At 64.0% G+C, this 26145-nt stretch carries 21 protein-coding genes; 12 read left to right on the forward strand and 9 right to left on the reverse strand.

The window, feature by feature from the left end; translation table 11 throughout:
- The first annotated feature begins 49 nt into the window (after positions 1-49).
- Entirely contained in the window at positions 50-433 is a 384-nt protein-coding gene (locus tag KO538_RS05290; protein WP_219327635.1) for a hypothetical protein, read from the forward strand.
- A gap of 383 nt (positions 434-816) precedes the next feature.
- Here the strand turns inward: KO538_RS05290 and KO538_RS05295 are convergent, their stop codons facing one another.
- The 4 genes from KO538_RS05295 to KO538_RS05310 all read right to left on the reverse strand — a co-directional run bounded on the left by KO538_RS05295 (position 817) and on the right by KO538_RS05310 (position 3978).
- Positions 817-1818 carry a S49 family peptidase gene (locus KO538_RS05295; RefSeq protein ID WP_034754114.1) on the reverse strand — a complete coding sequence of 334 codons (1002 nt, stop codon included), beginning with the start codon at positions 1816-1818 and terminating at the stop codon, positions 817-819.
- Positions 1819-1858: 40 nt separating this feature from the next.
- Positions 1859-2236 carry a Rieske 2Fe-2S domain-containing protein gene (locus KO538_RS05300; protein WP_175560532.1) on the reverse strand — a complete coding sequence of 126 codons (378 nt, stop codon included), beginning with the start codon at positions 2234-2236 and terminating at the stop codon, positions 1859-1861.
- Entirely contained in the window at positions 2233-2892 is a 660-nt protein-coding gene (locus KO538_RS05305; protein WP_034754241.1) for an HAD-IIIA family hydrolase, read from the reverse strand. Before KO538_RS05305 ends, KO538_RS05300 begins: the two co-directional genes overlap by 4 nt.
- A gap of 90 nt (positions 2893-2982) precedes the next feature.
- Entirely contained in the window at positions 2983-3978 is a 996-nt protein-coding gene (locus KO538_RS05310) for an RluA family pseudouridine synthase (protein WP_034754116.1), read from the reverse strand.
- Between the two features lie 696 nt (positions 3979-4674).
- Between KO538_RS05310 and KO538_RS05315 the strand changes: the two genes are divergently transcribed.
- The 6 genes from KO538_RS05315 to KO538_RS05340 all read left to right on the forward strand — a co-directional run bounded on the left by KO538_RS05315 (position 4675) and on the right by KO538_RS05340 (position 14308).
- Positions 4675-7815, forward strand: coding sequence for an Rne/Rng family ribonuclease (locus tag KO538_RS05315; protein ID WP_219327636.1), 3141 nt, complete (start codon positions 4675-4677; stop codon positions 7813-7815).
- A gap of 91 nt (positions 7816-7906) precedes the next feature.
- Positions 7907-9244 (forward strand): chromate efflux transporter, encoded by a 1338-nt coding sequence (gene chrA / locus KO538_RS05320; RefSeq protein ID WP_219327637.1) that lies wholly within the window; start codon positions 7907-7909, stop codon positions 9242-9244.
- Positions 9245-9273: 29 nt separating this feature from the next.
- Entirely contained in the window at positions 9274-10395 is a 1122-nt protein-coding gene (gene moaA / locus KO538_RS05325; RefSeq protein ID WP_257620157.1) for a GTP 3',8-cyclase MoaA, read from the forward strand.
- A gap of 62 nt (positions 10396-10457) precedes the next feature.
- Entirely contained in the window at positions 10458-12305 is a 1848-nt protein-coding gene (glp, locus tag KO538_RS05330) for a gephyrin-like molybdotransferase Glp (protein WP_257620158.1), read from the forward strand.
- Complete coding sequence (locus KO538_RS05335; RefSeq protein ID WP_219327639.1) at positions 12302-13084, forward strand: hypothetical protein; 783 nt, start codon at positions 12302-12304, stop codon at positions 13082-13084. Before glp ends, KO538_RS05335 begins: the two co-directional genes overlap by 4 nt.
- A gap of 300 nt (positions 13085-13384) precedes the next feature.
- Positions 13385-14308 carry an MHFG family PEP-CTERM protein gene (locus KO538_RS05340; RefSeq protein WP_219327640.1) on the forward strand — a complete coding sequence of 308 codons (924 nt, stop codon included), beginning with the start codon at positions 13385-13387 and terminating at the stop codon, positions 14306-14308.
- Between the two features lie 9 nt (positions 14309-14317).
- On the opposite strand, the gene rmuC is transcribed toward KO538_RS05340, so the two are convergent.
- Together rmuC and KO538_RS05350 are read right to left on the reverse strand one after the other, a co-directional pair.
- Positions 14318-15688: a DNA recombination protein RmuC gene (rmuC, locus tag KO538_RS05345; protein ID WP_219327641.1), complete on the reverse strand. Its 1371-nt coding sequence runs from the start codon at positions 15686-15688 to the stop codon at positions 14318-14320.
- 5 nt (positions 15689-15693) lie between these two features.
- A complete protein-coding gene (locus KO538_RS05350; protein WP_034754244.1) occupies positions 15694-16089 on the reverse strand; it encodes a group II truncated hemoglobin in 396 nt (131 codons plus the stop codon).
- Positions 16090-16220: 131 nt separating this feature from the next.
- On the opposite strand from KO538_RS05350, the gene KO538_RS05355 reads away from it, so the two are divergent.
- The 3 genes from KO538_RS05355 to KO538_RS05365 are packed head-to-tail and all read left to right on the forward strand — an operon-like array spanning position 16221 to position 18374.
- Positions 16221-17489, forward strand: a complete 1269-nt coding sequence (locus KO538_RS05355; protein ID WP_070303603.1) for an MFS transporter — start codon at positions 16221-16223, stop codon at positions 17487-17489.
- A 12-nt stretch (positions 17490-17501) separates the two neighbouring features.
- Entirely contained in the window at positions 17502-17849 is a 348-nt protein-coding gene (locus tag KO538_RS05360) for a GIY-YIG nuclease family protein (RefSeq protein ID WP_070303601.1), read from the forward strand.
- Between the two features lie 57 nt (positions 17850-17906).
- Positions 17907-18374, forward strand: a complete 468-nt coding sequence (locus KO538_RS05365; protein WP_219327642.1) for a MarR family winged helix-turn-helix transcriptional regulator — start codon at positions 17907-17909, stop codon at positions 18372-18374.
- A 3-nt stretch (positions 18375-18377) separates the two neighbouring features.
- Here the strand turns inward: KO538_RS05365 and cqsA are convergent, their stop codons facing one another.
- Complete coding sequence (gene cqsA, locus KO538_RS05370; RefSeq protein WP_219327643.1) at positions 18378-19622, reverse strand: alpha-hydroxyketone-type quorum-sensing autoinducer synthase; 1245 nt, start codon at positions 19620-19622, stop codon at positions 18378-18380.
- Between the two features lie 163 nt (positions 19623-19785).
- Here cqsA and KO538_RS05375 point away from each other — a divergent pair, with 163 nt between their 5' ends.
- Both KO538_RS05375 and KO538_RS05380 read left to right on the forward strand, forming a co-directional pair.
- Positions 19786-21105 carry a HAMP domain-containing sensor histidine kinase gene (locus KO538_RS05375; RefSeq protein ID WP_070303596.1) on the forward strand — a complete coding sequence of 440 codons (1320 nt, stop codon included), beginning with the start codon at positions 19786-19788 and terminating at the stop codon, positions 21103-21105.
- A gap of 3 nt (positions 21106-21108) precedes the next feature.
- Positions 21109-22116 (forward strand): response regulator, encoded by a 1008-nt coding sequence (locus KO538_RS05380; RefSeq protein ID WP_072455426.1) that lies wholly within the window; start codon positions 21109-21111, stop codon positions 22114-22116.
- A gap of 2 nt (positions 22117-22118) precedes the next feature.
- Here KO538_RS05380 and KO538_RS05385 read toward each other — a convergent pair whose 3' ends face one another.
- Both KO538_RS05385 and KO538_RS05390 read right to left on the reverse strand, forming a co-directional pair.
- Positions 22119-24650, reverse strand: a complete 2532-nt coding sequence (locus KO538_RS05385) for an ABC transporter permease (RefSeq protein WP_219327644.1) — start codon at positions 24648-24650, stop codon at positions 22119-22121.
- Positions 24651-24686: 36 nt separating this feature from the next.
- Entirely contained in the window at positions 24687-25718 is a 1032-nt protein-coding gene (locus tag KO538_RS05390; protein WP_219327645.1) for an adenosine deaminase, read from the reverse strand.
- Positions 25719-26145: the final 427 nt, after the last annotated feature.

The following is a 26145-nucleotide window of genomic DNA, read 5'->3' on the forward strand; positions in this document are numbered from 1 at the left end:
TAACGAGCTTTAGGAATAATAACCAAGCAACGATTCACAAGGACATTGTATGAAGCATACCGATACCATCGCCTTACAAGGCAGCATCGCCGACATGCGCCTGCGCATCGCTACGGAACAGGCGGCCATGCACAAGGTCAGACTCGGCGTGGCGCGCTGGAGCAGCGCCCCGGCGCTGCAGGATGCGGACGCAACGCCATCGCCAGCGAGCCAGACGCATTGGCATGCCGAGGCGCAATGCCATTTCATGTGCTGGCTGGAGCTCGGCGGTTTTGCCCACGCGGATGCGGACGCAAATGCGGAAACCGACAACGTAACGGCGCCCGCCATGGTGGACACAGTGCCCGAGATCAGTTCCGGCGCCAGTACCGGCGTAGCGCCGGCCCGGCAGGCAGCCGCCCTGCCCGCGCACTGCAACGGCTGCGCCGTCTGAGCGCCCCCCCCCATCCGACCACCGGCCATGCCCCGCCCTCGCATGCCTGCCTTGCCAGCACGCGCAGCTACAACATCGAGCAACACTCACCCGTCCGGCACGAACGACGCACAAAAGGAAACGGCGGCATTGCGCCGCCGTTCCCAAGCCCCATCGGGACTTTAGTGAGGAATGTAAATTCACTCAAAACCACATCTGCGATGCGGCGAGTAGTTCCATGACCTGCCAATCAAGTTAGTACTGACAACATAGTTGATATATCGCCCCTCCTTGAAAAGAACTACGCTTTCACTATAGCCCAAGCAGCCCCATTTTCAAGCCAATTTACCACCTTATTGAAAATCATTCTCGATTGGCTTGCCTGCCAGCCAAGAGTGATGTCCTCAGCGCAACGCCGGTTGTGACTGCTGCACGGCCGCCTTCATGGCGCCCGCGCCCATGGCGGCGCCAAACTTTTTCAGCACCCGTTCCGGCAAGCCTTCATGCTGCGTGTAGTCGACGATGTCTTCTGCCTTGACGACGTCGCGCGCCACGCTGTCGACCGTGCCGAAATCGTCGGCCAGGCCCATTTCCACGGCTTTCGCGCCCGTCCAGTACAAACCGGAGAAGGTATCGGCCGTTTCCTTCAGGCGCTTGCCCCGTCCCGCCCGCACCACCTCGATGAATTGCTGGTGGATTTCATTGAGCATGCCTTGCGCATACGCCTTGTGCTTTTCCGTCAGGGGGCTGAACGGGTCCATGAAGCCCTTGTTCTCGCCCGCCGTCAGCAAACGGCGCTCGACGCCGACCTTTTCCATCACGCCCGTAAAGCCGAAGCCATCCATCAGCACGCCGATGGAGCCGACCACGCTAGCCTTGTTGACATAGATGCGGTCGGCGGCCGCCGCGATGTAATAGCCGCCCGAAGCGCACATTTCATCGACCACCACATATAAAGGCTTGTCCGGATAGCCCTTGCGCAGGCGCTGCATCTCGTCGACGATCATGCCGGCCTGCACAGGACTGCCGCCCGGACTATTAATATGCAGCACCACGGCCACGGAGCCGCTATCGGAAAACGCCTTGTCCAGCGCGGGGATGACGACGGCGGCCGAGCCGCTGCCTTCGGACTCGATGGCGCCGTTGATGTCGATCAGGGCCGTGTGGCGGCCCAGGGTTTCGCTGTCGTCGGCCGTGTTGTAGTCATAAAACACCCACAGGGCGAACAGCACGATCAGCAGGCCGAAGACCTTGAAAAAGATGCTCCAGCGGCGGTGTGCGCGTTGTTCTTGCAAAGTCGCAAATACCAGCTTTTCCAGCACGTCGCGCTCCCAGTGCCCCGCAGGGACGCCGTGGCCGGCGGCTGGCGCGCTGCTGTCCAGCTTGTCATTCGTGTTATCGCTCATGATTCACTTTGTTTAAATTGCAATAAAGCCTGCCCCGGCCTCAGGCCGGCAGCGGCTGGACATACTCGTCGGGCTGCCAGTACAGCTGGCCATCGCGTTCGGCCACGGCGATCGGACGCAGGCGCCCGCCCTTGCAGGGGCCGCCCGCGCACAGACCGCTTTCCGGCACATAGATGGCGCCATGCGTCGAACACATCAGGTACAAGCCGCTGGACTCGAAAAACTCGCCTTCGGCCCAGTCCAGTTCGATCGGTACGTGGGCACAGCGGTTCAGGTAGCCATACGCCTTGCCGCCATGGCGCACGACAAAGCCCGTGGTCGCTTCGCCGCCGGCAGCGACGGGAAAGCGCACGCCCTTGCCACCATCGGCCACGGCGTCGGCCGCACAAATCAACACTTCCGCAACATCAGTCATCATGCGTGCTCACTCAGCCATTGATGCAGGTCGGCCACCGTGGCGGCCGAATACAGGGGATTGCAAGCTTGCAACTGCGCCACCGGATGCGCCCCATACTCTACGGCAATACCTGCTGCGCCTGCATTGCTTGCCATCAATAAATCATGGCTGGTGTCGCCGATCATCACGGTACGGCGCATATCCTGCCCCAACTCGCGCGTCAGTTCCTGCAGCATGGCCGGATGGGGCTTGGAAAACGTTTCATCGGCGCAGCGCGTCGCATCGAACAGGGACAGCAGCTTGACGGCATTCAAGGAGCGGTTCAGGCCGACACGGCTCTTGCCCGTGGCCACCGCCAGGAAGTATGCCTGCTGCGACAGTTCCTGCAGCATCTCGTGTACGCCGGGAAACAGGGTCAGCTCATGGTCGCGCGACAGATAGTGATAGCGGTAGCGCTCGGCCATGCGCGCATGGTATTTCGGCTCCACGTCGGGCATCACCAGCTGCATCGCTTCCTGCAAGCCCAGGCCGATCACGTGCGAAGCGAGCAACTCGGTGGGAATGGGCAAGCCGAGGTCTTTGGCCGATGCCTGGATGCACTTGACGATGGTCGAGGTACTGTCTATCAGGGTACCGTCCCAATCGAAGACGATCAGATCAAATTGCTTTCTTGCCATGTTTCCCGACAGCATAGCCGCCGGCTCCTTGAGAATGAATGATGGCGACTGACTACCTTATGAGTAGTGTCGCGCGCACGCGGTGGTTACTTATCGTGCGGCAACGGCCAATGGTTTGCCCAAGCTTACCAAGAAACGCTCGCATTCGGCAGCCAGCGGTGCGTTCAGGGTCATCGTCTTGCCCGTTTCCGGATGCGTAAACGTGATCTGGTGCGCGTGCAGGAACATGCGTTTCAGGGCACCGCGCGTGCTGTCGGCCTTCAACAGGGCACGGTTGAGGGCAAAGTCGCCATATTTATCGTCGCCAGCGATGGGGAAACCGGACGAAGACAGGTGTACGCGGATCTGGTGCGTGCGTCCCGTCTTCAATTCCGCTTCCAGCAAGGCGAAGTTGTGATATTTATGCAACAGTGAAAACACTGTGTGCGACGCCAGGCCATCGGCCTGCACGGCTACCCGGCGCTCGCCTTCGGCCGTCGTATATTTATGCAGCGGCAACTTGATATGCTGGCGTGCATTCTTCCAGTCGCCGGCCACCAGCACCAGGTAGCGCTTGTCGGTGACGCCGTCGCGCATCTGCTCGTGCAGGTTGGTCAGCGCCGTACGTTTCTTTGCCAGCAACAGCAGGCCGGACGTGTCGCGGTCCAGGCGGTGTACCAGTTCCAAAAACTTGGCGTCGGGACGCGAAGCGCGCAATTGCTCGATCACGCCGAACGACACGCCCGAGCCGCCATGCACGGCCACGCCGGCAGGCTTGTCGATGACGAGCAGCTGCGCATCTTCGAAGATGATCTTGAATTCGGCGGCTGGCGCGCCCGTAGGGGCCTTTTCGGCCACGCGCACGGGTGGAATGCGCACCACGTCGCCAGCGGCGAGACGGTACAGCTGATCGATACGGCCTTTATTAACCCGCACTTCTCCCGATCGCAATATCCGGTAGATGTGGCTTTTAGGCACTCCCTTGCACACTCTTAATAAGTAGTTGTCGATGCGCTGGCCTGCTTCTTCCTCGGCGATCGTTACGAATTGGGCTTGCGGCTGAACCGGGGGTGTTGAAGGGGGAACAACATCATTTTGACTCTTCATTTACTATGTCTTCCCAGAAATCTCTCTAAGTCCTTCATTTTGAATATATAATTGTTTTTGCTGCGGCCCTGGCTGCTGCGAGTGTAAGAATAAAAGCACATTTTACACAGGGGCGTCTCCACCGGCCTCGCCAAATTGCAAATTCGGTGGAAAAAAATGTATATGCACCATCCCTGCGCGAATCAAGGTTGCACCGTAGTTGTAATCGGATAACGCGTGGAGATGCTGAAGTGAGTGTGGGATTATAAGGATAAGTACCCGTTAGCGCGACTTATCGAGTCGGGCTCGCGGGTTGATGAAGTTGATAACGCTTGCCGTTTTCGCCAAACCCCGTATGTGGCCAAATACTGAGGGTTGTCGATGATAGGCTGAGGCCAAGCCTCGCCATCGCGATCCCTGTAATGAGCCGGCTAACGATTTTGGCTCTGAATTTGCTGACCACTTGCATTCTCTGCCCCCGATGCAGTTCATTCTCATCCGGGCTGTTTCAGATGAGTTGCAAGTGTCCTGTGCACTCGGCATGACGATCGACCTCACCGCGCCTGTTGCGGCCGTAACGTATACCTCGTACGCGTTGTTGCTCCGCACGCCTGGGCATTTCCCCCGCCAGCACTCCCGTTCTCGCATATATCCCTGTACTTCGCCGCTTCCCCGGAAGCGGCTTTGAGATGGCCTACGGGTCGCGGAGTTATAAAAATGAAACGCATGTTGTTTAATGCCACGCAGCAAGAAGAACTGCGCGTAGCGATTGTCGACGGACAAAAACTGATCGACATCGATATCGAGACAGCCGGGCGCGAACAGCGCAAATCCAACATCTACAAGGGCGTGATCACGCGCATCGAGCCTTCGCTCGAAGCGTGCTTCGTCAGCTATGGCGAAGACCGCCACGGCTTCCTGCCTTTCAAGGAAGTTGCCCGCACGTATTTCCGCGAAGGCGTCGACGTCCGTAACGCTTCCGTCAAGGAAGCGCTGCGCGAAGGCCAGGAAATCATGGTGCAGGTGGAGAAGGAAGAGCGCGGCAACAAGGGCGCCGCCCTGACCTCGTTCGTCTCGCTGGCCGGCCGTTACCTGGTCCTGATGCCGAACAACCCGCGTGGCGGTGGCGTATCGCGCCGCGTGGAAGGGGAAGAGCGCCAGGAATTGCGCGAAACCATGGATAAACTGGACTTGCCTGCTGGCATGTCCGTGATTGCCCGCACGGCAGGCATCGGCCGCAACGTCGATGAACTGCAGTGGGACTTGAATTACCTGATGCAACTGTGGCGCGCCATTGAAGGCGCCGGCAAGTCGGCCAACGGCGCTTTCCTGATCTACCAGGAATCGTCGCTCGTCATCCGCGCCATCCGCGACTACTTCCAGCCCGACATCGGCGAGATCCTGATCGACACCGACGAGATCTACGACCAGGCGCACCAGTTCATGAGCCACGTGATGCCCGACATGGTGCACCGCGTAAAACGCTACAGCGACGACGTGCCGCTGTTCTCGCGCTTCCAGATCGAACACCAGATCGAAACGGCGTACAGCCGCACCGTGCCACTGCCATCGGGCGGCGCCATCGTTATCGACCATACCGAAGCGCTCGTTTCCGTCGACGTCAACTCGGCCCGCGCCACGCGCGGCTCGGACATCGAGACGACCGCCTTCAACACCAACTGCGAAGCGGCCGAAGAAGTTGCCCGCCAGCTGCGTCTGCGCGACTTGGGCGGCTTGATCGTCATCGACTTCATCGACATGGAAGTGGCGAAAAACCAGCGCGAAGTGGAACAGCGTCTGAAAGATGCGCTGCACCATGACCGGGCCCGCGTACAAATGGGCAAGATCTCGCGCTTCGGCCTGATGGAACTGTCGCGCCAGCGCCTGCGCCCTTCGCTGTCCGAAGGTTCGCACGTGACGTGCCCGCGCTGCTCCGGCACCGGCCACATCCGCGATACGGAATCGTCCGCCCTGCAGGTGCTGCGCATCATCCAGGAAGAGGCGATGAAGGAAAACTCGGCCACCATCCACGTGCAAGTGCCCGTGGACGTGGGCGCCTTCCTGCTCAACGAAAAGCGCGGCGAAGTGCTGAAGATCGAGAACCGCCACCGCATCGCCGTGATCCTGATCCCGAACAAGCATCTGGAAACGCCACACTACAAGCTGGAACGCATCAAGCACGACGACCCGCGTCTGGAAGACAGCCAGGCCAGCTACAACCTGGCTGAAAGCGCTGAAACCGACATGGCTTACAGCAAGCGCCAGAAGGAAGAAGCCAAGCCGCGCCAGGAAGCCGTCGTCAAGACGATCACGCCTGACCAGCCGGCACCGCTGGTCGAGCGCAAGCCCGTCGAAGCGAAACCGGCTCCAGTGGCCGCGCCTGCCGCACCACAGGGCCTGATCGCCAAGATCATCAGCTTCTTCACCGGCGCTCCGGCACCGGTGGCGCCCGCACCTGCTCCTGTCGCACCAGCCAAGCCGGCCGGCGCCGACCGTGGCGACCGCAACAGCCGCGGCCCGCGTGGCCGTGGCCGCAACGGCAAGCCTGGCCGCGAAGAACGCGAACCAGGCCAGGGCCGTCCAGTCCAGGACGATGCAGCGAAAGAAGCGGAAGCACTGGAAAAAGCGGCCCGTCCGCCACGTCCACCGCGTCCGCCACGCGAACCGCGTGAAGCGCGCGAGAACGGCGATACGGCGGCAGCACCGCGCGAACGCGGCGAACGTCCTGAACGCGCCGAGCGTCCGGAACGCGCGGAACGTCCAGAGCGCGCCGAGCGTCCGCCACGCCAGCCACGCGAAGCGCGCGAACCACGCGCCGACAAGGCTGTTGTTGCTGAAGTGAAAGCTGAAGAGCTGGCACTGGTTGGCGCCACCGCCAGCGCAGTCAACGTCGTCGTGGCGTCAAACGGCCCTGAGTCCGACGCCGCACCGGCAAACCTGCTGAAAGCGCCGGCAAATGCCGGTCCTGAAGGCGAAGAGACGGAAACCGACGTGGAAGGCGAAGAACCGCGCCGCCGCCGCCGTCGTGGTGGCCGCAACCGCAACCGCCGCGACCGCGAAACGGGCGAGCTGATCGAATCGGCAAACGGTGACAACGAAGGCCAGGACGCACCAGTGATCAGCTTTACGGTCGCTCCGGCGCCGGAAGCTGCAGCTGATGCCGCTCCGGTCGCCGTCGTGGCTGCCGCTGCTGTCGTCGCCGTTGCCGCACCAGTGGAAGCTGCATTGGATGCCGCCCCTGCCGTCGTGGCTGAAGTCGTGGAAGTGGTCGAAGTGGTGGAAGTGGCCAAGGTTGAAGAAGCCGCACCAGCGGCCGAAGTGATCGTGCCGCCAGCCCCTGTCGAAGCCGCCGTTGCTGCAGCGCAAGCTGAACCAGCCGCTGCCGAACCAGCACCAGCTGCCGAGTACAGCTTTGCCGAGAAAGCGGAACCAGCACCGACGCCGGCTCCGGCGGAAGTCATCGTCGAAGCGGCGCCAGTCGTGGAAACGGCAGCTGCCGTGGAAACCGCCGCCGTGGCGGAAGAAGTTCCAGCAGCGGCGCCAGTCGCCGAAGCGGCACCAGCCGTGGTGGAAGCTGCCCCGGTGGTTGCCGAAGCGGCTCCCGCCCCTGCTCCCGTGCCTGCTCCGGCACCAGCGCCAGCGCCTGTCGTTGCTCCTGCTCCTGCCGCGCCGCTGGACTTGAGCGCGGTGCTCGGTTCGGCCGGTCTGACCCTGGCTGCCACCGATCCGGAAAAACTGCGCCTGGCGCAGGAAGCGGCCGCCAAGGCAGTCGCTCCGGTCCGCAAGCCACGCGAACGCAAGCCATTGCCGCCGCAATCGGATGAGCCGTTGATCCAGGTCAACACGCAACGTCCATAAGCGCGCCGGGTTCGCCCAGCCGCCAATGATGAAAGGGGAAGCTCAGGCTTCCCCTTTTTTATGTCCACTTTTTTGCTGCCATCCACCCGCCATGCACGAGAACGCCAACCTGCCTCCCGCCCCCGTCAGCCTGCGCAGCGCCTTCTGGTACTGGCTCAAGCTGGGCTGCGTCAGCTTTGGCGGCCCGGCCGGGCAAATCGCCATGATGCATGCGGAGCTGGTGGAAAAGCGGCGCTGGATTTCCGAGCAGCGTTTCCTGCACGCGCTCAATTACTGCATGCTGCTGCCGGGGCCGGAAGCGACCCAGCTGGCCATCTACATCGGCTGGCTGATGCATCGCACGCGCGGCGCCCTGGTGGCGGGCCTGCTGTTTTTACTGCCCTCGCTGCTGGTGCTGATCGCCCTGTCCTGGCTGTACATGGCGTATGGCCACGTGGGCGCCATCGCCGGCGTCCTGTACGGCATCAAGCCGGCCGTCGTCGCCATCGTGCTGGCGGCCGCCTGGCGCCTGGGCCGGCGCACCTTGCGCAGCCCCGCTCTGATCGCCATCGCGGCGGCCGCATTTGCCGCCATCGCCGCGCTACAGCTGCCATTTCCGCTGATCGTGCTCACCGCAGCCCTGCTGGGCATGGCGGGTGGGCGCTGGCTGCCGGGCCACTTTCATGCCAACGGCGCGTCGCATGGCGGCGCGGCCCGCTACGGCGCCGCCCTGATCGATGACGACACGCCGACGCCGGACCACGCGCGCTTCCGCTGGCCGCGCCTGCTTGGCACGGCCGCCGTGGGCCTGGCGCTGGCCTTCTTCGTCTGGCTGGGCCTGGCGCTGGCGGGCGGCGCGGACCAGCCGCTGGCGCAGATGGGCGTGTTTTTCAGCAAGGCGGCCCTGCTCACGTTCGGCGGCGCGTATGCCGTGCTGCCCTACCTGGTGCAGGGCGCCGCCGACCACTACCACTGGATCACCAGCGCGCAAATGATGGATGGCCTGGCGCTGGGCGAAACGACGCCCGGCCCCCTGATCATGATCGTCGCCTTCATCGGTTTTGTCGGCGGCTGGAGCCATGCCGTGACGGGAGAGCAGCTGTGGCTGGCAGGCGTGTGCGGCGCGCTCGTTGCCAGCTGGTTTACTTTCCTGCCCTCGTTCATCTTCATCCTGGCCGGCGCGCCCCTCGTGGAAGCGTCACGCGGCAATTTGCGCCTGAGCGCGCCCCTGACGGCCATCTCGGCGGCCGTGGTCGGCGTCATCGCCAGCCTGGCCCTGTTCTTTGGCCGCCATGTCTTCTGGCAAACAAGCCCGCTGCCGCACTGGGACTGGCTGGCGATTGCCATTGCGCTGGCGGCCGGCGTGGCGCTGATCAAATACCAAATGGGCACCATCAAATTGCTGCTCGCCTGTGCCATCTTCGGCCTCGTGCTATCGTATCTGCCTTGACCGATTTTACGTAAGTGGCATGACCTTTCATGGCTGACAAGATTATCTACCTCGCCGAAGCCCGCAATGGGGCACCGGCGATCCCCGCACGGCTGGAAAGTCCCAGCGGCAACGTGGCCGACAGCCTGGGCCGGCCCCTGCACGACTTGCGCATCTCGATTACCGACCGCTGCAATTTCCGTTGCGTGTATTGCATGCCGAAGGACGTGTTCGACAAGAACCACGTGTATCTGCCGCACACGGATTTGCTGTCGTTCGAGGAAATCACGCGCATCGCGCGCCTGTTCGTTGAACACGGCGTGGAAAAGATCCGCCTGACGGGCGGCGAACCGCTGCTGCGCAAGAATATCGAAAAGCTCATCGCCATGCTGGCCGCGCTGCGCACGCCGTCGGGCCAGCCGCTGGACCTGACCCTGACAACCAACGGCTCCTTGCTGGCCAGAAAAGCGCAAGCCTTGAAGGATGCGGGCCTGAACCGGGTCACCGTGTCGCTCGACTCGCTCGACGACGCCACCTTCAAGCGCATGAACGACGTCGATTTCGCCGTCGCCGACGTGCTGCACGGCATCGATGCGGCGCATGCCGCCGGCCTGGGGCCCATCAAGATCAATATGGTCGTCAAGGCCGGCATGAACGAGCAGGAAATCGTGCCCATGGCGCGCCACTTCAAGGGCACGCCGTATATCCTGCGCTTCATCGAATACATGGACGTGGGCGCCTCGAATGGCTGGAACTTGCAGGAAGTCATCCCGTCCGCCGAAGTCGTGCGCCGCATCGCCGCGCATATGCCCTTGCTGCCCATCAACCCGAACTACACGGGCGAGACGGCGGCGCGCTGGCGCTATGCGGACGGCAGCGGCGAAATCGGCCTCATTTCCAGCGTCACGCAAGCGTTCTGCGCCGACTGCAGCCGCGCCCGCCTCTCGACCGAGGGCAAGCTGTACACGTGCCTGTTTGCCAGCAGCGGCCACGACTTGCGCAGCCTGCTGCGCGGCGGCCATAGCGACGCGGAAATTTCCTCGGCCGTGGCACAGCTGTGGCGCGGCCGCGGCGACCGCTATTCGCAATTGCGCACCAGCCATACGGATTTGACGGGCGGCGTACTTGAGCACGGTAAAAAGAAAGTGGAAATGTCGTACATCGGCGGCTGAATCCGGGGCGGCGCACGCCCCGCGCTGCTACCATGGCGCATGCACCAATTTCCCTACCTGACATGATCAACAAACACGACATTACCGGCCTGATCCTGGCCGGAGGCCTCGGCACGCGCATGGGCCAGCGCGACAAGGGCATGCTGCCCCTGCATGGCCAGCCCCTGGCCCGCCACGTGCTGCAGCGCCTGGCGCCGCAAGTGGGCGAACTGGCCATCAGTGTCCACGCCGATGCCGGCGATTACGCGCGCTTTGGCCTGCCCGTGTGGCCCGATGCGCTACCGGGCCAGCTGGGGCCGCTGGCCGGCCTGCACAGCGGCATGCGGCACGCTGGCACGCCGTATCTGCTCACCGTGCCGTGCGATTCGCCCCTGTTGCCGTCCGATCTGGCTGCGCGCCTGACGGCCGGTTTGATCGACAACGATGCCGACCTGGCCATCGCCGTCACCGAGGAAATCGATCCGGCGACGGGATCGGCCGTGCGCCGCCCGCATCCCGTCTTTTGCCTGGTCAAAACCTCGGCCCTGCCCCAGTTGGACTCGTATCTGCGCGGCGGCGAGCGCCGCATGCGTACCTGGCATGGCCCCTTGAAACTGGCTGAGGTGCTCTTCGAGAACCATGGCGCGTTCGGCAACATCAATACCCCGGACGAGCTGGCCGCCCTGCAAGCGCAGGGCTTGTCCGTGCCGATGGCGCAAGCCATCCTGGCCGACACCGTCGCGCCCGTCGCCGAGATCGAGGAACTGGCGCTGCCGCAAGCGTTCGAGCGCATCCTGGCGGCCGACATCATCTCGCCCATCAGCGTGCCCGCGCACGACAATTCCGCCATGGATGGCTATGCACTGCACGGCGACGACCTCGGTGGCGACGCACCCGTGACCCTGGCCGTGGTCGACACCATCCTGGCCGGCCGCCCGGGTACGGTCACCGTACAGCGCGGACAATGCGCGCGCATCATGACGGGCGCCGTCATGCCGGACGGCTGCGACAGCGTGGTGCCGCAGGAACTGGTGCGGCAAGCCAGCGAGCACAGCATTACCATCGCGCCGGACTGCATCCGCCCTGGCGACAACCGCCGTTTCAAGGGTGAAGACTTGATGCAGGGCCAGCCTGCGCTGCTGCAGGGCAAGCTACTCGGGCCGGCCGAACTGGGACTGCTGGCATCACTCGGCATCGCCACGGTGCCCGTGCGCCGGCGCCTGCGCGTGGCCTTCTTTTCCACCGGCGACGAATTGCGCTCGATCGGCGAGCCGCTGGACGCGGGCTGCATCTACGACAGCAACCGCTACACCCTGCTGGGCATGCTGACCCGTTTGGGCTGCGAAGTGCTCGACATGGGCATCGTCAAGGACAATCCGCAAGCGCTGGAAGCTGCCCTGCGCGGCGCCTGCGCCAAGGCCGACGTCATCGTCACCTCGGGCGGCGTGTCCAGCGGCGCGGCCGATTTTACGCGCGAGATCCTCGCCCGCCTCGGTGACGTGGCCTTCTGGCACATCAACATGCGCCCGGGCCGCCCCATGGCCTTTGGCCGGATTGCCAGCGAAGGCGACACGGCCTTGCTGCTGGGCCTGCCCGGCAATCCCGTGGCCGTGATGGCGGCGTTTTATTTCCTCGCCCGCCCCACCCTGCTGCGCCTGATGGGCGCCGATGCGGACACGTCCACCCTGCCACTGCTGCAAGTGGCGGCGCAAGCGCCCATCCGCAAGAAACGGGGCCGCACGGAATACCAGCGCGGCATCGTCGAGCGGGGCGCGGACGGGCGCCAGCACGTGCGCGTGACAGGTGCGCAAGGCTCGGGCATCCTGCGCTCGATGACGCAAGCCAATTGCATGATCGTGCTGCATGAAGCGCAAGGCCACGTGGCGGCGGGCGACCTCGTTGACGTCGTGCTGTTCCATGGGCTGATATGAAGCTGATACTGGTAATGGCCCTGCTGCAGGGCATGACAGCGTATGCAGGCGAAGTCCGGAGCAATGGCTACACGGCGCGCTTCGACGAACGCATCGAAACGGCGCCAGGCGACTTGCACGGCGAAACCGTGGGCGGCATCCGCCTTGTGCGCACCAGCGACCAGGCGCTCGTGTGGCAGGAAAACACGCCCTTGCGCCCCGGCTGCGGCAACGTTGCGGCCGTGACCGCCATCAATGATCGCTACATGGCCCTGTGCGGCCACCTGGGCGGGCGCCATTACACGCAGAAGATCATCTTCACGCAAGGCAGCTCACTCTCCATGGTCAGCGTCGACCAGTACGATTCGCCCAGTCCCGTGCGCGTGGAGCCCAACGGATCGCTGGCCATCGACGTCCTACGACGCGGCCTCTTCCCCGGCGAACTGACGGGTCCGCATTACTTCCCCACGGTGTACCGCTTGCGCCACGATGACGCCACGTTCGGCTTCGTCCCCAGCTTTGATGGCGATGCAGCAGAGCGCTACTGGCTGCACTACCGGGCCACGCGGCAGGCGACGCCAGCGACTGAGGCGCTGCCAGAACTGCTGGCGTCGCTGCTAGCGGCCCAGTCCGGCAAGCAATCCATCTGCGCGGAACTGGACACGCTGGCCGCAGATTTGCAGCAAGGGCGACAGTACGATGCGCAAGACGCGCGCACCTTGATGCGCCGGTGGCTGCATAAGCTGCCCGCCATCGGCTACCCCGCCTTCGATACGCAAGCCTGTCCAGGCCGCATCTAGCACACATTCCTGGCCTCACCGCCGCCTGCCAGCGGCGCGCCCGTCCAAGCGCCACCTCATTCCCACCGGCCCGCCCTGCGCGGGCCGTTTGCATTTCCCCATTGCAATCAATTCCCCTGCGCGGCCGATGTTCGCCTATCGAGATAAAAATATCAATCATTTCTCCTTAAAACAAATCAATAAACACAACACTAATTGCAATAATTTTATTTATTAGTTGATATTGAAGTTTCTTCGGTGATAACATTCGAACTCATACAAAAAAGTTCAATTTTGATATTGTTTTCACGAGGAACAACAATGAGACACAGCTCATGGATCGCGGGAGCCAGCTTGCTGGGTACGGCCTGCCTGCTTGCCACCTTGTCCCTGGCGCCCTTGCCCGCCTACGCGAAAGGCATCGCGCGCGCCGATGTGCTCGATAACTGCAACTGGAATCGTCCCGGCGTCGACCCGTTCATGGGTGACGTGGTGGCGGCCGTGGACCGCTATACGGATATCGCGCCGCCCGTACGCGAACAATTGAAGGAGCGCATGCGTGCGCGCCAGTACGATGAGATCGTCGTGATCAGCCGCGACGCCATCCGCGGCAAGGGCAATTACAACGCGCGCATCAGCGACATGCATTTCGGCCCGGGTCGCGTTTGCCGCAACGTCACGCGCGCGGGCTGGAACGAGCAGATGCAGGAACGGGGACTCGTGTATTGCGTGCAGGGCCAGTGCATCCTGGTGCCGACGATCTGCCGCAACGTCAGCCGTATCACGCAAGCGCCCGCATCAGCGCCGCCAGCGGCCGGTGCCGCTCCCGGCGGTGCGGCACCCGTTGCCGCCGCGCCCGCCGCCCCGGCAGCGGCAGGCGTACCACTGATCGACAACCCCGACGCCTTGCGCGGCGGTTCCTTCACGGGCGGCGCCATGCCGCCCGAGGTGGCCAGCATTCCTTTCCTGCCCTTCGATTATGTGCGTACCGTCGGCGGCATCACGTCGCCGGCCGGCATGGGCGGCGGAGGTGGTGGTGGTGGCGGTGGTGGCGGCAGCGGCCGGCCGCCGGACCAGGGCAGCAGCATCATCGTGCCGCCCACCGTGATCATCCCTACCTTGCCACCGACCGTGCCGACCGTTTTGCCGGCCGTGCCGGAACCGCAAACCTGGGGCATGCTGCTGGCGGGACTGGCGCTGATCGGCTACAGCGCGCTGCGGCGCCGCACTGTGCGGGCGGCCTGAGGCGGCGCGCTACTCGCCGTCGCTGGCATCCGCCTTACCCAGCAGCAAGGCGGCTGCCTCGCCCGGCAAGGCTTCCACCGATTTCAATTTGCGCGCCATCTGCCGGCTGCGCACTTCCGCGCTTTCGATATTTTTCGCCGCCTTTTCCAAGGTCAGCCGGGTTTGCGACAGCACCTCGCCGAACTTGCCGAATTCCGTCTTGACGGCGCCCAGCACCTGCCACACTTCGGACGAGCGCTTTTCCAGCGCCAGGGTGCGGAAACCCATCTGCAAGCTGTTGAGCAAGGCCGTCAGAGTCGATGGCCCGGCGATGCTGACCCGGTGCACGCGCTGCAATTCGTCGGCCAGTCCCGGGCGGCGCAGCACTTCCGCATACAAGCCTTCCGTGGGCAGGAACAGGATGGCAAAGTCGGTGGTCAGCGGCGGCGCCAGGTATTTCTCGGCGATGGTTTTCGCTTCGCCCCGCACGGCCCGCTCCAGTTCGCGTCCGGCCAGGGCCACGCCGTCCGCATCGGCCCGCTCGGCCGCCTCGACCAGGCGCTCGTATTGTTCCTTGGGGAATTTCGCGTCAATCGGCATCCACACTGGCGGCCCGCCGTCGACCATGCCCGGCAGTTTCAAGGCGAATTCCACGCGCGCGCCGCTGCCCGGCAAGGTTTCCACATTCTTCGCGTACTGGTCGACAGTGAGTACCTGCTCCAGCAGCATTTCCAGCTGCACTTCGCCCCACGTTCCCCGCGTCTTGACGTTGGTAAGCACCCGCTTCAGATCGCCCACGCCCAGCGCCAGCTGCTGCATCTCGCCCAAGCCCTGATGAACTTTTTCCAGCCGCTCCGACACTTGCTGGAACGACGCACTGAGGCGCGTTTCCAGGGTGGCGTGCAGTTTCTCGTCGACCGTCTTGCGCATCTCTTCCAGGCGCGCGCCATTGTCGGCCTGCAAATCGCGGATCTTGTTTTCCAACGTGGCACGCACTTCCAGCATGCGCTGCGCATTCGATTCCGTCAGCTGCGCCAGAGTTTGATTCGTACTCTCGGCAAAGCGCGCCAGGCTTTGCGCCTGTTCTTCGCGTCCGACTTTGCCCTGCGCCTGCATCTGCGTGCGCAGGCTGTCGAGCTGTTGCAGGGTCGCCGCCTGGAATTGCGCCAGGCCAGCGGCCAGGTCTTGCCGCGTGGCCTGTGCCGACGCCTGCAGCTGCAGCCGCACTTCGCGCTCGACCCGGTCGATGCGCTCCAGGCTTTGCTGCTGGTGCTGCTGCACCAGGGCCAGGGTGGTGGCGCCGTCGCCGGCCACGCCACGCGGGCGCAGCAAGATCAATAGCAACAGGACGATGGCGACGATGGCGGCGCCCAGCAGGCTGTAGAACTCGATTGGGCTCATGGGTATCAGTCAGGTTTGTTACGCATCCAGTCGGCCGTCTGATAGAACGATTCCATCAGGCGCACGCGCAAGGATTCTTCGATGCCCGTGTCTTCCATGGCCCAGGCCATGGCGCGCAGCCACTGGTCGCGCTCGCTGGTGCCGATGGCATACGGCAAGTGACGGGCGCGCAGGCGCGGGTGGCCGAATTTCTCGATATACAAATCTGGTCCGCCCATCCAGCCCGTGAGGAAAAAATACAGCTTGTCGCGCGAGCCGTCCGTCGATGGCGGATGCATGACGCGGATGCCAGCGAACTCGGGCTCGAGCTCCATCAAGTCATAAAAACGGTCGACCATTTCGCGCAGCACGGGGGCGCCGCCGATGGTCTCGTACAGGGTGGGGGCAGTGGTATCAGTCATGGCCGCCATGATAGCGCAAGCGCTGGCGGCCCATGCGGCGCCAGCCCCCTCTGCCACAATAAATGGCAATATACTTGACTAATCAAGCTTTTATCAAATACCATGCAATTTTTAACGAGAGATAAAACAGCATGTCAACCGCCGTCCAAGCTCCTTTGCTACGCAATACCAACTTCCGCTGGCTGCTCGGCGGCGGCCTCGTGTCCATGCTCGGTGACCAGTTCAGCATGCTGGCCCTGCCCTGGCTGGTGCTGAGCCTGACAAACGATAGCCTCAGCCTGGGCATCGCCGTGGCCCTGATGGGCGCGCCGCGCGCCGTGCTCATCTTGTTGGGCGGCACCATCGCCGACCGTTACTCGCCCCGGCGCGTGCTGCTGCTGAGCAAATATGCGAACGCCGCCATCCTGCTGACACTGTCCGGCCTGCTGATGCTGGACCAGGCCAGTGTGGCGCTTGCGTATGCGGCCGCGCTGGCGCTGGGCGTCGCCTCCGCCTTCGGCATTCCCGCCGGCACCGCCATCCTGCCGCAAGCCGTGCCGCCGCAAGTGCTGCAAACGGCCAACAGCCTGCAGATGGGCGCGCGCCAGTTGTCCTTGCTGGCCGGCCCGCTGCTGGCGGCGCTCGTACTCGGCGCCCGCGATGGCGGGCAGCAAACCGGCATGGCGGCGCTGGCCGCCGCCTTTGCCATCGATGCGCTGACGTTTCTGTTCTCGGCCTGGACCTTGCGGCAAGTCAGCCTGCGGCCACTGGCAGCGGCCACGGCGGCGCAAGGCATGTGGCGCGACATGGCGGCGGGCCTGTTCATGGTGTGGCGCGACATGGCCTTGCGCAGCTGCTATGCCTACTGGGCCGTGGTAGCGTTCTTCGTCATGGGACCGCTGCAAGTGGCCCTGCCCGTACTGGCCAGCGAGCGTCTGCACGGCGCCCCGGCGCTCGGTTTGCTGATGGGCGCGCACGGCGCCGGTACCCTGGCCGGCATGCTGGCGTCCAGCCTGGGCGGCGCCTGGCTGCGCCGCTGCTTCGGCGCCACCCTGCTGGCTGTCGATGCGGTCGTGGGCCTGCTGCTGATGGCGCTGGGGCAAATCGATACAGCCTGGCAAGGCGCGGCCTTGCTGGCCGTCACGGGATTGCTGGGCGGCTACGTGCAGGTGGCCATCTTTACCTGGATACAGCGGCGCGTGGCGCCCGCCATGCTGGGCCGGGCGATGGCGCTGTTCATGGGTATCTTCCTGGGACTGGCACCGCTGTCGGCGGCGGCCACGGGCGCGCTGCTGCGCCACCTGAGCGTGGGCGAACTGTTCTGCGCCGGCGGCGCCCTGCTGCTGGCCGCCGCCATCGCCGCCGCCCTGCTCACGGATATTGCGCGCATCGCAAGCACCGATTACATCACCCAAGCTTGAGGACGTCTCACCATGGATAAAACACAGCAAGCTGCCTTGAAAGCAGCTTACCGGCAACAAGCACCCGCGCTGGGCATCATCGCGCTGCGCCACCTGCCCAGCGGCCGCACCCTGCTCGAACGCAGCCGCAATGCGCCCGGCGCGCTGAACCGCCACCGCTTCGAACTCGCGCTGGGCTCGCACCGCAATGCGCACCTGCAGGCGGACTGGCGGCGCGACGGCGAAGCGGCTTTCCGCTTCGACATCATCGACACCGTCAAGCCATCGGCCGATCCCGGTTTCGACGCGGACGCAGAACTGGACGCCCTGCTGGCGCTGCACCAGGCGCAGCTGCTGGAGCAGGGGCAATCACGCTATTGAGCGGCCATGCTTTACACTTGCGCACTCACGCACTGCGCAGCAAATGAAAAGGATGTCATGACCGATCTCACTCCCCCGCCGCCGGACGGCGGCAGCGCGCTGGACTTTTGCCTGCGCCTGGCGCGCGCCCAGGCCATGCTCGTGCGCCGCTTCGACAGCACCCTGGGCAATCTGCACGGCTTGAGCTTTGGCGATTATCAATTGCTGTACCACTTGCAGCGGGCGCCCGGCGGACGCCTGCGCCGCATCGACCTGGCCGAGCGTCTGGCGCTGACGGCGTCCGGCATCACGCGCTCGCTGATGCCGCTGGAAAAAATCGGTCTGGTGGCGCGCCAGGCCGATGCGCGCGATGCCCGCGTCGGCTACGCCGCCATCACGGCCGCGGGACTGGAATTGCTGACGCATGCGAATACGACGGCGCAGACGCTGGGCCAGGAATTACTGGGCAATGCCAGCGCGGAACAGCTGGCGCCCCTGTCCCTGCTATTGAACGGCATCGCCGGCAACCAGCCCGGCCAAGTCTGAGGTCTACACCAGCGCCAGCTTGCGCAACCGCCGCGTCGATGGCCAGCGCGCCATGCCCGTCTCGTCGCGGATGGCGGCGCAGGCGTCCAGCACCCTGGCGCACTCATCCTCGCGCAAGCCCGCATTCAGGGTCAGGCGCACCAGCGAGCGGTTTTTCGGCGTGGCCGGCGCGCAGAAGACGGCGCCGTAGATGCCATGCCGTTCCAGCGCCTTGCGCAGGATCAGGGTATCGGGTTCGCTGCCCGCTTCCAGCGCGATGATCTGCTCGGTGCCGTCGCTGACGTTGTAGCCCAGGTCCATCAGCCCCTGGCGCAACTGCACGCTGTGGCGGTGCAGCGCGGCGCGGCGGCCATCGGCGGCGCGGATGAAATCAAGCGCCGCATCGAACCACGCCAGCTCGTGTTCGAGCAGGCAGGAGCTGAAGATGGCGGGCCGCGAAGCGGACAAAAAGTATCCCTTGAAACGGGCCGAACAGGTAATCAGCCCGGCCCGGCCCGCAAACGCCTTGGCCAAGGACGCCGTGCGGAAATGCACGCGTTCGGCCAGGCCCAGCTCCACCACCAGCCCCGCGCCCTGCGGGCCATGCGTGCCCAGCGAGTGCGACTCGTCGACGATCAACATGCTGCCGCTGCGCTCGGCGATTTCCACCATCTCCAGCAGCGGCGCCACGCTGCCATTCGTGCTGTACAGCGCATCAACGATGATGATGCCGGGGCCATGCTTGTCGATCTGGCGCTGCAGGTGGGTGCCATCGTTGTGCAGAAAAGCAACAGGCACGGCTTGCGCCGATTGCACGCCCTCCCACAGCGAAGCGTGCGCCTGCATGTCGAGGTACACGGGGATGCCGGGTCCGGCCAGGCTTTGCAGCAAGCCCACATTGGCGGCCCAGCCCGACTGCGCCAGCACGCACGCTTCACTGCCCAGATAGCCCGCGAATTTTTGTTCCAGCCGGTGCTGGCGGCTGCCTTCCTGCAGGAAGACGGACGACATCAGCATGGCGCCGCCGCCCTGCAAGACGCGCGCCTGGGCCGCCAGCAGCGCCGCCTCGCCGGCGATGTTCAGGTAATCATTACCTGCCAGCATGACCGCACTGGCCGGCATGGCTTGCCATTCATGCAAATGCTGGCCGCCAAGCAGCTTCTCGATGCGCTCGACGTAATGTTCATCCATGCGTGCGCGCACGAAGGCGGGCATCCGTTGTTCGGCGTGGATGGCGCGGGAAGACAGGGGGGAAATGGCGTTTAACATAGGAACTCCTGATTGGTTGCGAGGGAACTACCGCATCCAACATGCGCGAGCCATCGGGCAAGAGTTTGATACAGCTCAACAGTTATGCCGATATCCTGCTGATACAGAGGGAACCCGCCGATCATGTTGCATTGACACGCCTCAACGAACGCGCCCCCTGATCATGAAGCATGCGCAGTCCCCTTCCGGAAAACGATGGCAAGGCAAGCTGCTCCAGCCTTTCCTGCATTTCCACGACGCCATCGAACACACACCTGTGCGGCGCGCACAGGTGCGTAAGCTGGCGCTCATCGGTGCGCTGGGCATGCCCCTGTACTACGCGCTGTGGCATTATTTTTTTCCGCAGGAATATGAATCGCCGCTGCTGCGCATCGTGGCGGCGCTGCTGTTCCTGCCCGCGCTATGGCCCGACCGCTTCAGCAATACCTGGTTCAGCGTCTACCTGTTCCTGGGGCTGACCTTCGAACTGCCGTTTTTCTTCACGTACATGTTCCTGATGAACCATGCCTCGACCATGTGGGTGCATTCGCTGCTGGTGGCGCTGGTCGTGCTGTTTCACTTCGATACGCGCATCGCCATACTCGCTTACCTGAGCGGCACCCTGCTGGCCTGCCTGGCGTTTGCCGTGGCCGGCGATCCCGCCTTCCTGCTCAGCGGCGACGTCTTGCAGCAATTGCCCGTGCACTGGTTCACGATTGCCGTGCTGTCCGTGGTCAAAGTGGGGCGCAACGTGGGCGCACAAGAGAAACTGGCCGGGCTGGCGGCTGGCCTGGGCAGCGTGGCGCACGAATTGCGCACGCCCCTCGTCAGCGTCGAGGCGAACGTGCGCGGGCTGCAGCGCGGGCTACAGCAAAACCTGCAAGACCAGCCACCCGACGCGGCCAGCCTGGAAGCGCTGGCGCGCATCCAGTTCGAAGTGCGCCATATGCACCACATGATCGATCTGTTCCTGCTCAGCGCCAGCGCCGTCAACCGCAAGCTCGAGGCGAACGAAGCGGTGGCCATGCACGACAGCGTGGCGGCCGTGCTGCGCCGCTATCCGTTTACCAGCACGGCCCAGCGCGACATCGTCAAGATCGACGTGCGCGCCGATTTCACGTTTCCCGGCCAGTCGGAACTGTGCGTGGTGATCCTGCTCAACCTGCTGCGCAATGCCTTGAAAAGCATCCACCGCGCGGGCAAGGGCCGCGTGCGCATCATCATCGATGGCGCCCATCCCGTGCCGCGCCTGCTGTTCATCGACACGGGCTGCGGCATCGCCACCAGCCGCCTGCCGCTGATCTTCGACCGCTTCTATTCGTATCCCTCGCACAACGGCAGCGGCATCGGCCTGGCCCTGTGCCGGCAAATCATGCAAGCCTGGCAAGCGCGCATCCGCTGCGTCGCGCGCGAAGGCGCCTACGCCATCTTCGTACTGGAATTTCCCCAACCCCTGCCCGTGCCCACGCACAACCGTTTTCCATCCATCCACCGCGCGAGGTGACGCATGCAACTGCCCGTCTACACCCATCCGACCCTGACCGTACTGATCGACGACAGCGATTCCTTCCTGAAAAGCCTGGCGTTCCAGCTCGATCCCGGCCTGGCGCGCAAGACTTTTCACGACACCAGCAGCGCGCTGCACTGGCTGCGCCAGAGCGCGCAACCGGGCGAAACGCCGCTGCACGTGAACTTCGACACGCAAAACCTGCCGCCCGACCAATGCAACGTGGCGCTCGACATCGAACGCATCTGGCGCATCAGCGGCCAGGCGCAGCGCTTTGCCGTGCCCTCCGTGCTGGTGGTCGATTATTCGATGCCGCAGATGAATGGCCTGGAATTTTGCGAGGCCGTGCGCGACCTGCCGTGCAAGAAGATTTTATTTACGGGGGCGGCCGATGAAAAAGTGGCCGTGACGGCCTTCAACCGGGGCTTGATCGACCGCTACATCAAGAAAAGCGACGACGATGCGCTCGACATCCTGGAACAGGAAATCCATGCCCTGCAGCGCGAATTCTTCCTGCAACAAACGGACACCGTGCGCGATTTGCTGATGCTGCACGATTACAGTTTTCTGCAAGACGAGGCGCTGGCCGCCGTCGTGCACGAGCTGTGCCAGCGCCATGGCTTTGTCGAATACTATATTTTTCCCAATCCCAGCGGCATCCTGTTTTTCACGCGCGACGGCCACGCCAAGCTGATGATCATCGAGACGGAACGCAGCCTGCACACGCAATATGAAATGGCGCGCGACAGCGACGCGCCCGAGTCATTGCTGCTGGCGCTGCTGGAAATGCGCGTGATCCCGTATTTCTCCGACGCCGACAGCGACGGCATGTACGCGGCGCAGATCGGCGAAAACTGGTTCCGCTACTGCGCCGCGCCCACCATCTGCCTGGGCCGCGTGACGTATTTCTGGGCCCTGTTCGACGTGCCGGCGCACCAGCTGGGGCAAGCAGTCATGTCCTACTCGCAATTTTTGCGCGCGGGCGCGGGCGACAGCGTCAGCGCTTAGGACTAGCCTTCGCGCAGGGTCTGCAGCGGCGGATGTTTGAGCACGTTGCGCAAGCCCAGCCAGCCGCCGGCGATCGCGCACAGGGCGCCGGCCAGCAGGCCGAACGCCCACACGCCGGGCGCGAAGCTCCAGGCGAACTTGAACTGGTACGTGGCCAGGGCCCAGCCCATGGCGGCCGCGCCCGATGCCGCCAGCAAGCCGGCCAGCGCGCCGACGAGCGAAAACTCGATCAGCTGCGCCTGCGCCAGCTGGCGCCGCGTGGCGCCCAAGGCGCGCAGCAAGCCCGCTTCGCGCGTGCGCTCGTCCTGCGAACCCATCAGGGCCGCATACAGCACCAGCAAGCCCGACGCCAACGTGAAGGCGAAGAGGAATTCGACGGCCGTGACCACTTGGTCCAGCACGCCCTGAATCTGTTTGAGCACGCCGCCCACGTCGACCACCGTCAGGTTCGGGTAGTCGCGCAGCAGAGCATTCCCCAGGTCCGCCTGCGCGGGCGGCAGGTGAAACGCCGTGATCCACGTCTGCGGCGTGTCCGCCATGGCGGCAGGGTTGATGATGACAAAGAAATTGACGCGCATCGAGCCCCATTCCAGCTTGCGCAAACTCGTGATGGCCGCTTCCACGGGCTGGCCGGCGATGTCGAAGCGCAGCTTGTCGCCCAGTTTCAGCTTCAGGGTCTTGGCGATACCCTCTTCCACCGACGCTTCGGCAGGCACGCCGGGCGCATTGGCGAACCACTTGCCGGCCACCAGTTTGTTTTCTTCCTGCATCGTGGCCATCGTCGACAGATTGAATTCGCGGTCGGCCAGGCCCTTGGCGCGGTCGTCTTCGTAGGTGGTTTCCGTGATGGCGTTGCCGTTCACGGCCACCAGGCGCCCGCGTATCATCGGATACAAGGGCGCATTGGCCACGCCCGCTTGCGCCAGGCGCGCGGCGATCGGCTCTTTCTGTTCGGGCAGGATATTGATCATGAAGCGGTTCGGCGCGTCCGGCGGCGTGGCATTGCGCCAGGCCACCATCAGGTCGCCGCGCACCACCGTCAGCAGCAGCAAGGCCATCAAGCCCAGGGCCAGCGACACCACCTGGATGACGGTGGCGCCCGGGCGGCGCTGCAAGGACGTGACGGCAAAGCGCCAGCCCTGGTGGCTGAAAGCGCCGCGCAAGGTTTTCAGCGACTTGATGCCCAGCCAGCCGGCCAGCGCGAACAGGGCGAAGCCGCCGAGGAAACCGGCCGCCGTCAGCAGCGCCAGTTTCACGTCGCCCGCCTGCCACAACAGCAGCACGACGAAGGCGGCGATGCCCAGGCCATACGTGGCCACGGCCAGCGCCTGCGGCGGCTCCTGCTCGCGGCGGATCACGCGGTTGTGCGGGACATTGCGCAACTGCAAAATCGGCGGCAGGGCAAAACCCAGCAAGAGCAGCATGCCGGTGGCCACGCCTTGCAGCGCGGGCAGCATGGACACGGGCGGCAAGTCGTTCTGCACCAGTTTGCCCAAGAGTTCGAGCAGCACCAGGTGGCCGCCGAAACCCACTATCACGCCAACGACGCTGCCGGCCAGGCCGACGAGCAGGAATTCGATCACGTACATGGCCGTGACCTGGTTTTGCGTCAAGCCCAGGCAACGCAGCATGGCGCACGCGTCCAGGTGGCGCAGCATGAAGCGGCGCGCGGCCATGGCCACGGCGACGGCCGCCAGCATGGCCGACAGCAAGCCGACGAGGGACAGGAAACGGTCGGCGCGGTCCAGGGTCGACTGCATCTGCGGGCTGCCCGATTCCAGCGATTCGATGCGCACGCCCTTGATGGCCTGCGTCTTGATCTGGCTTTCCAGCCTGGCTTGATACTGCGCAAGCTCGGCGGCCTTGGCCGGTGGCGCCGACAGCAGCAGCCGGTACGACACGCGCGAGCCGTTCTGCACCAGCGCCGTGGCGGCCAGGTCGCCCAGGGGCAGCATGACTCTCGGGGCGAAGTTCAAGAAGGACGCGCCGCGGTCCGGTTCGCTGGCGATCAGTTGCGTGACCGTAAATGCCTTGTCACCGAGGGTCAGGGTGTCGCCCAGCTTGGCGTTCAGGCTGGACAGGATCGCCGCATCGACCCACAGGGTGCCGGGCGCCGGCACCTGGTCCGTGGGCCGTCCCACGGCATCCTGCGCTTCGCTCAGTGTGGTCGTGATTTTCAGCTTGCCCCGCTGCGGGTAGCCGGGCGAGACGGCCTTGATGGACGCCAGCTGCGACAGCGACTGCTCGCCCTCGCCCGCCTGCGCCATGCTGGGAAACGTCACCGTGTCGGCCAGGATGAAGCCGCGCTGTTGCGCTTCGGCGCGCCAGGCCGCATTGACGGGCTGGTCGGCGTTGATGACGAGATCGGCCCCCAGCAGCTGGTGCGCGTCGCGGTTCAAGCCCGCGCGCAGGCGGTCGACGAAGAAGCCGACGGCCGACAGGGCCGCCACGGCGACGATCAGCGCGACGAGCAGGAAACGCAGTTGCCCGGCGCGCCAGTCGCGGCCGGTCATTTTCAGGGAGAGGCGGAACATGGGCGGCGGGTCTTTATGCGAATTGGTTGTGATGCGTTATTGCGCGATGCAGTGGGCAGCCGCGTGCTGGGCGAAATACGCATCGACGGTGGCGAGGAAGGCGTCTTTCTGTGCCTGCGGCAGGAAGGCGGCGATGAAACCGTTGCGCGCCAGGCGATGCGCGTGGGACAGGCCCAGTGGCAGCGCGTCGAAGATGGCGTCGAAATTGTCGTTCATGTAGCCGCCGAAATACGCGGGATCGTCCGAGTTCACCGTCACCAGCAGGCCGGCGTCGAGCAGTTGCACCAGGTTATGGTCATGCATCTGGTCGAACACGCGCAGCTTGGTGTTCGACAGCGGGCAGACGGTCAGGGCGATCTGTTCGCGCGCCAAACGGGCCGTCAGTTCCGCGTCTTCCAGGCAGCGCACGCCATGGTCGATGCGTTCGACCTGCAAGTCGTCGAGCGCCGTGCGGATGTAGGCTGGCGGACCTTCCTCGCCCGCGTGGGCCACCAGGTGCAGGCCCAGCTCGCGGCAACGGGTGTACACGCGCGAGAATTTCTCGGGCGGGTTGCCCACTTCCGACGAGTCGAGGCCGATGCCGATGAATTTGTCGCGGTGCGGCAAGGCGTCTTCCAGGGTCTCGAACGCCTCTTCCTCGCTCAGGTGGCGCAGGAAGCACAGGATCAGGGCCGCGCTGACGGGGCTGTCCTGGCAGGCGCGGTGGATGCCGTTGATCACGTCGGCCATGGCCACGCCGCGCGCCGTGTGGGTTTGCGGATCGAAGAAGATTTCTGTGTGCAAGACGTTATCGGCCTCGGCGCGCTGCAGGTAGGCTTGCGTCATGTCGTAGAAATCCTGCTCTTTCAAGAGCACGCTTGCGCCAGCGTAATAAATGTCGAGAAAAGACTGCAAATCCGTAAAAGCATAGGCGCTGCGCAAGTGTTCCACGGATTCATAGCCAAGCGGCACGCCATTGCGCGCTGCCAGTGCGAAAATCAGTTCCGGCTCCAGCGAGCCTTCGATATGGATATGCAGTTCGGCCTTCGGCATGCCGCGGACGATCGCGCGCAATTGGGGGTTCATCATGGGTGTTCCTTATAGGGTGACGATAAAAATGCTGGCTCGCGCACGCGCACGCGCGGCGCGCAGGGCCATCAGACATGCAGGCATCTTAGCGCAAGATGGCCAGCCTCACCGGCGACCGGCCGCCATGGCGCCGGCTGCGGCAGCGCCACGGCCGGCATCGGCACGCGCTGGCGAATTGTCGTATGATGGTTTAAAAGGCCTACAAAGGTTCATTGAAATTGAGGAAAAATTTGATGATTTATCCAATTAAATCAACAATTTACAAACAAGTATTAAGGATATGCTGACATATCTTTTGACTTCCTGATCCTTTAGAGCAATAATTAATTTCATGGGGTAAAGGTAAGTGCAACAAGCGCTATCAACAGTGAAAAAATAAGCCGGCTGGCCACGTCAGCACACGGCATCAAGCGCCAGTTTTTTGGTC

Origin of the sequence: Janthinobacterium sp. NKUCC08_JDC, from assembly GCF_019345575.1 — a bacterium.
Classification (GTDB): domain Bacteria; phylum Pseudomonadota; class Gammaproteobacteria; order Burkholderiales; family Burkholderiaceae_D; genus Janthinobacterium; species Janthinobacterium aestuarii.

Excerpts from the sequence above, each read along its gene's own strand:
- KO538_RS05295 (WP_034754114.1), bottom strand. The coding sequence starts at position 1,818 with ATGAGCGATAACACGAATGACAAGCTGGACAGCAGCGCGCCAGCCGCC.
- chrA (WP_219327637.1), top strand. The coding sequence starts at position 7,907 with ATGCACGAGAACGCCAACCTGCCTCCCGCCCCCGTCAGCCTGCGCAGC.
- glp (WP_257620158.1), top strand. The coding sequence starts at position 10,458 with ATGATCAACAAACACGACATTACCGGCCTGATCCTGGCCGGAGGCCTC.
- KO538_RS05290 (WP_219327635.1), top strand. The coding sequence starts at position 50 with ATGAAGCATACCGATACCATCGCCTTACAAGGCAGCATCGCCGACATG.
- KO538_RS05375 (WP_070303596.1), top strand. The coding sequence starts at position 19,786 with ATGAAGCATGCGCAGTCCCCTTCCGGAAAACGATGGCAAGGCAAGCTG.
- rmuC (WP_219327641.1), bottom strand. The coding sequence starts at position 15,688 with ATGAGCCCAATCGAGTTCTACAGCCTGCTGGGCGCCGCCATCGTCGCC.
- KO538_RS05335 (WP_219327639.1), top strand. The coding sequence starts at position 12,302 with ATGAAGCTGATACTGGTAATGGCCCTGCTGCAGGGCATGACAGCGTAT.
- KO538_RS05300 (WP_175560532.1), bottom strand. The coding sequence starts at position 2,236 with ATGATGACTGATGTTGCGGAAGTGTTGATTTGTGCGGCCGACGCCGTG.
- KO538_RS05340 (WP_219327640.1), top strand. The coding sequence starts at position 13,385 with ATGAGACACAGCTCATGGATCGCGGGAGCCAGCTTGCTGGGTACGGCC.
- KO538_RS05350 (WP_034754244.1), bottom strand. The coding sequence starts at position 16,089 with ATGACTGATACCACTGCCCCCACCCTGTACGAGACCATCGGCGGCGCC.
- KO538_RS05360 (WP_070303601.1), top strand. The coding sequence starts at position 17,502 with ATGGATAAAACACAGCAAGCTGCCTTGAAAGCAGCTTACCGGCAACAA.
- KO538_RS05365 (WP_219327642.1), top strand. The coding sequence starts at position 17,907 with ATGACCGATCTCACTCCCCCGCCGCCGGACGGCGGCAGCGCGCTGGAC.
- KO538_RS05385 (WP_219327644.1), bottom strand. The coding sequence starts at position 24,650 with ATGTTCCGCCTCTCCCTGAAAATGACCGGCCGCGACTGGCGCGCCGGG.
- moaA (WP_257620157.1), top strand. The coding sequence starts at position 9,274 with ATGGCTGACAAGATTATCTACCTCGCCGAAGCCCGCAATGGGGCACCG.
- KO538_RS05315 (WP_219327636.1), top strand. The coding sequence starts at position 4,675 with ATGAAACGCATGTTGTTTAATGCCACGCAGCAAGAAGAACTGCGCGTA.
- KO538_RS05380 (WP_072455426.1), top strand. The coding sequence starts at position 21,109 with ATGCAACTGCCCGTCTACACCCATCCGACCCTGACCGTACTGATCGAC.
- KO538_RS05310 (WP_034754116.1), bottom strand. The coding sequence starts at position 3,978 with ATGAAGAGTCAAAATGATGTTGTTCCCCCTTCAACACCCCCGGTTCAG.
- KO538_RS05305 (WP_034754241.1), bottom strand. The coding sequence starts at position 2,892 with ATGGCAAGAAAGCAATTTGATCTGATCGTCTTCGATTGGGACGGTACC.
- cqsA (WP_219327643.1), bottom strand. The coding sequence starts at position 19,622 with ATGTTAAACGCCATTTCCCCCCTGTCTTCCCGCGCCATCCACGCCGAA.
- KO538_RS05390 (WP_219327645.1), bottom strand. The coding sequence starts at position 25,718 with ATGATGAACCCCCAATTGCGCGCGATCGTCCGCGGCATGCCGAAGGCC.
- KO538_RS05355 (WP_070303603.1), top strand. The coding sequence starts at position 16,221 with ATGTCAACCGCCGTCCAAGCTCCTTTGCTACGCAATACCAACTTCCGC.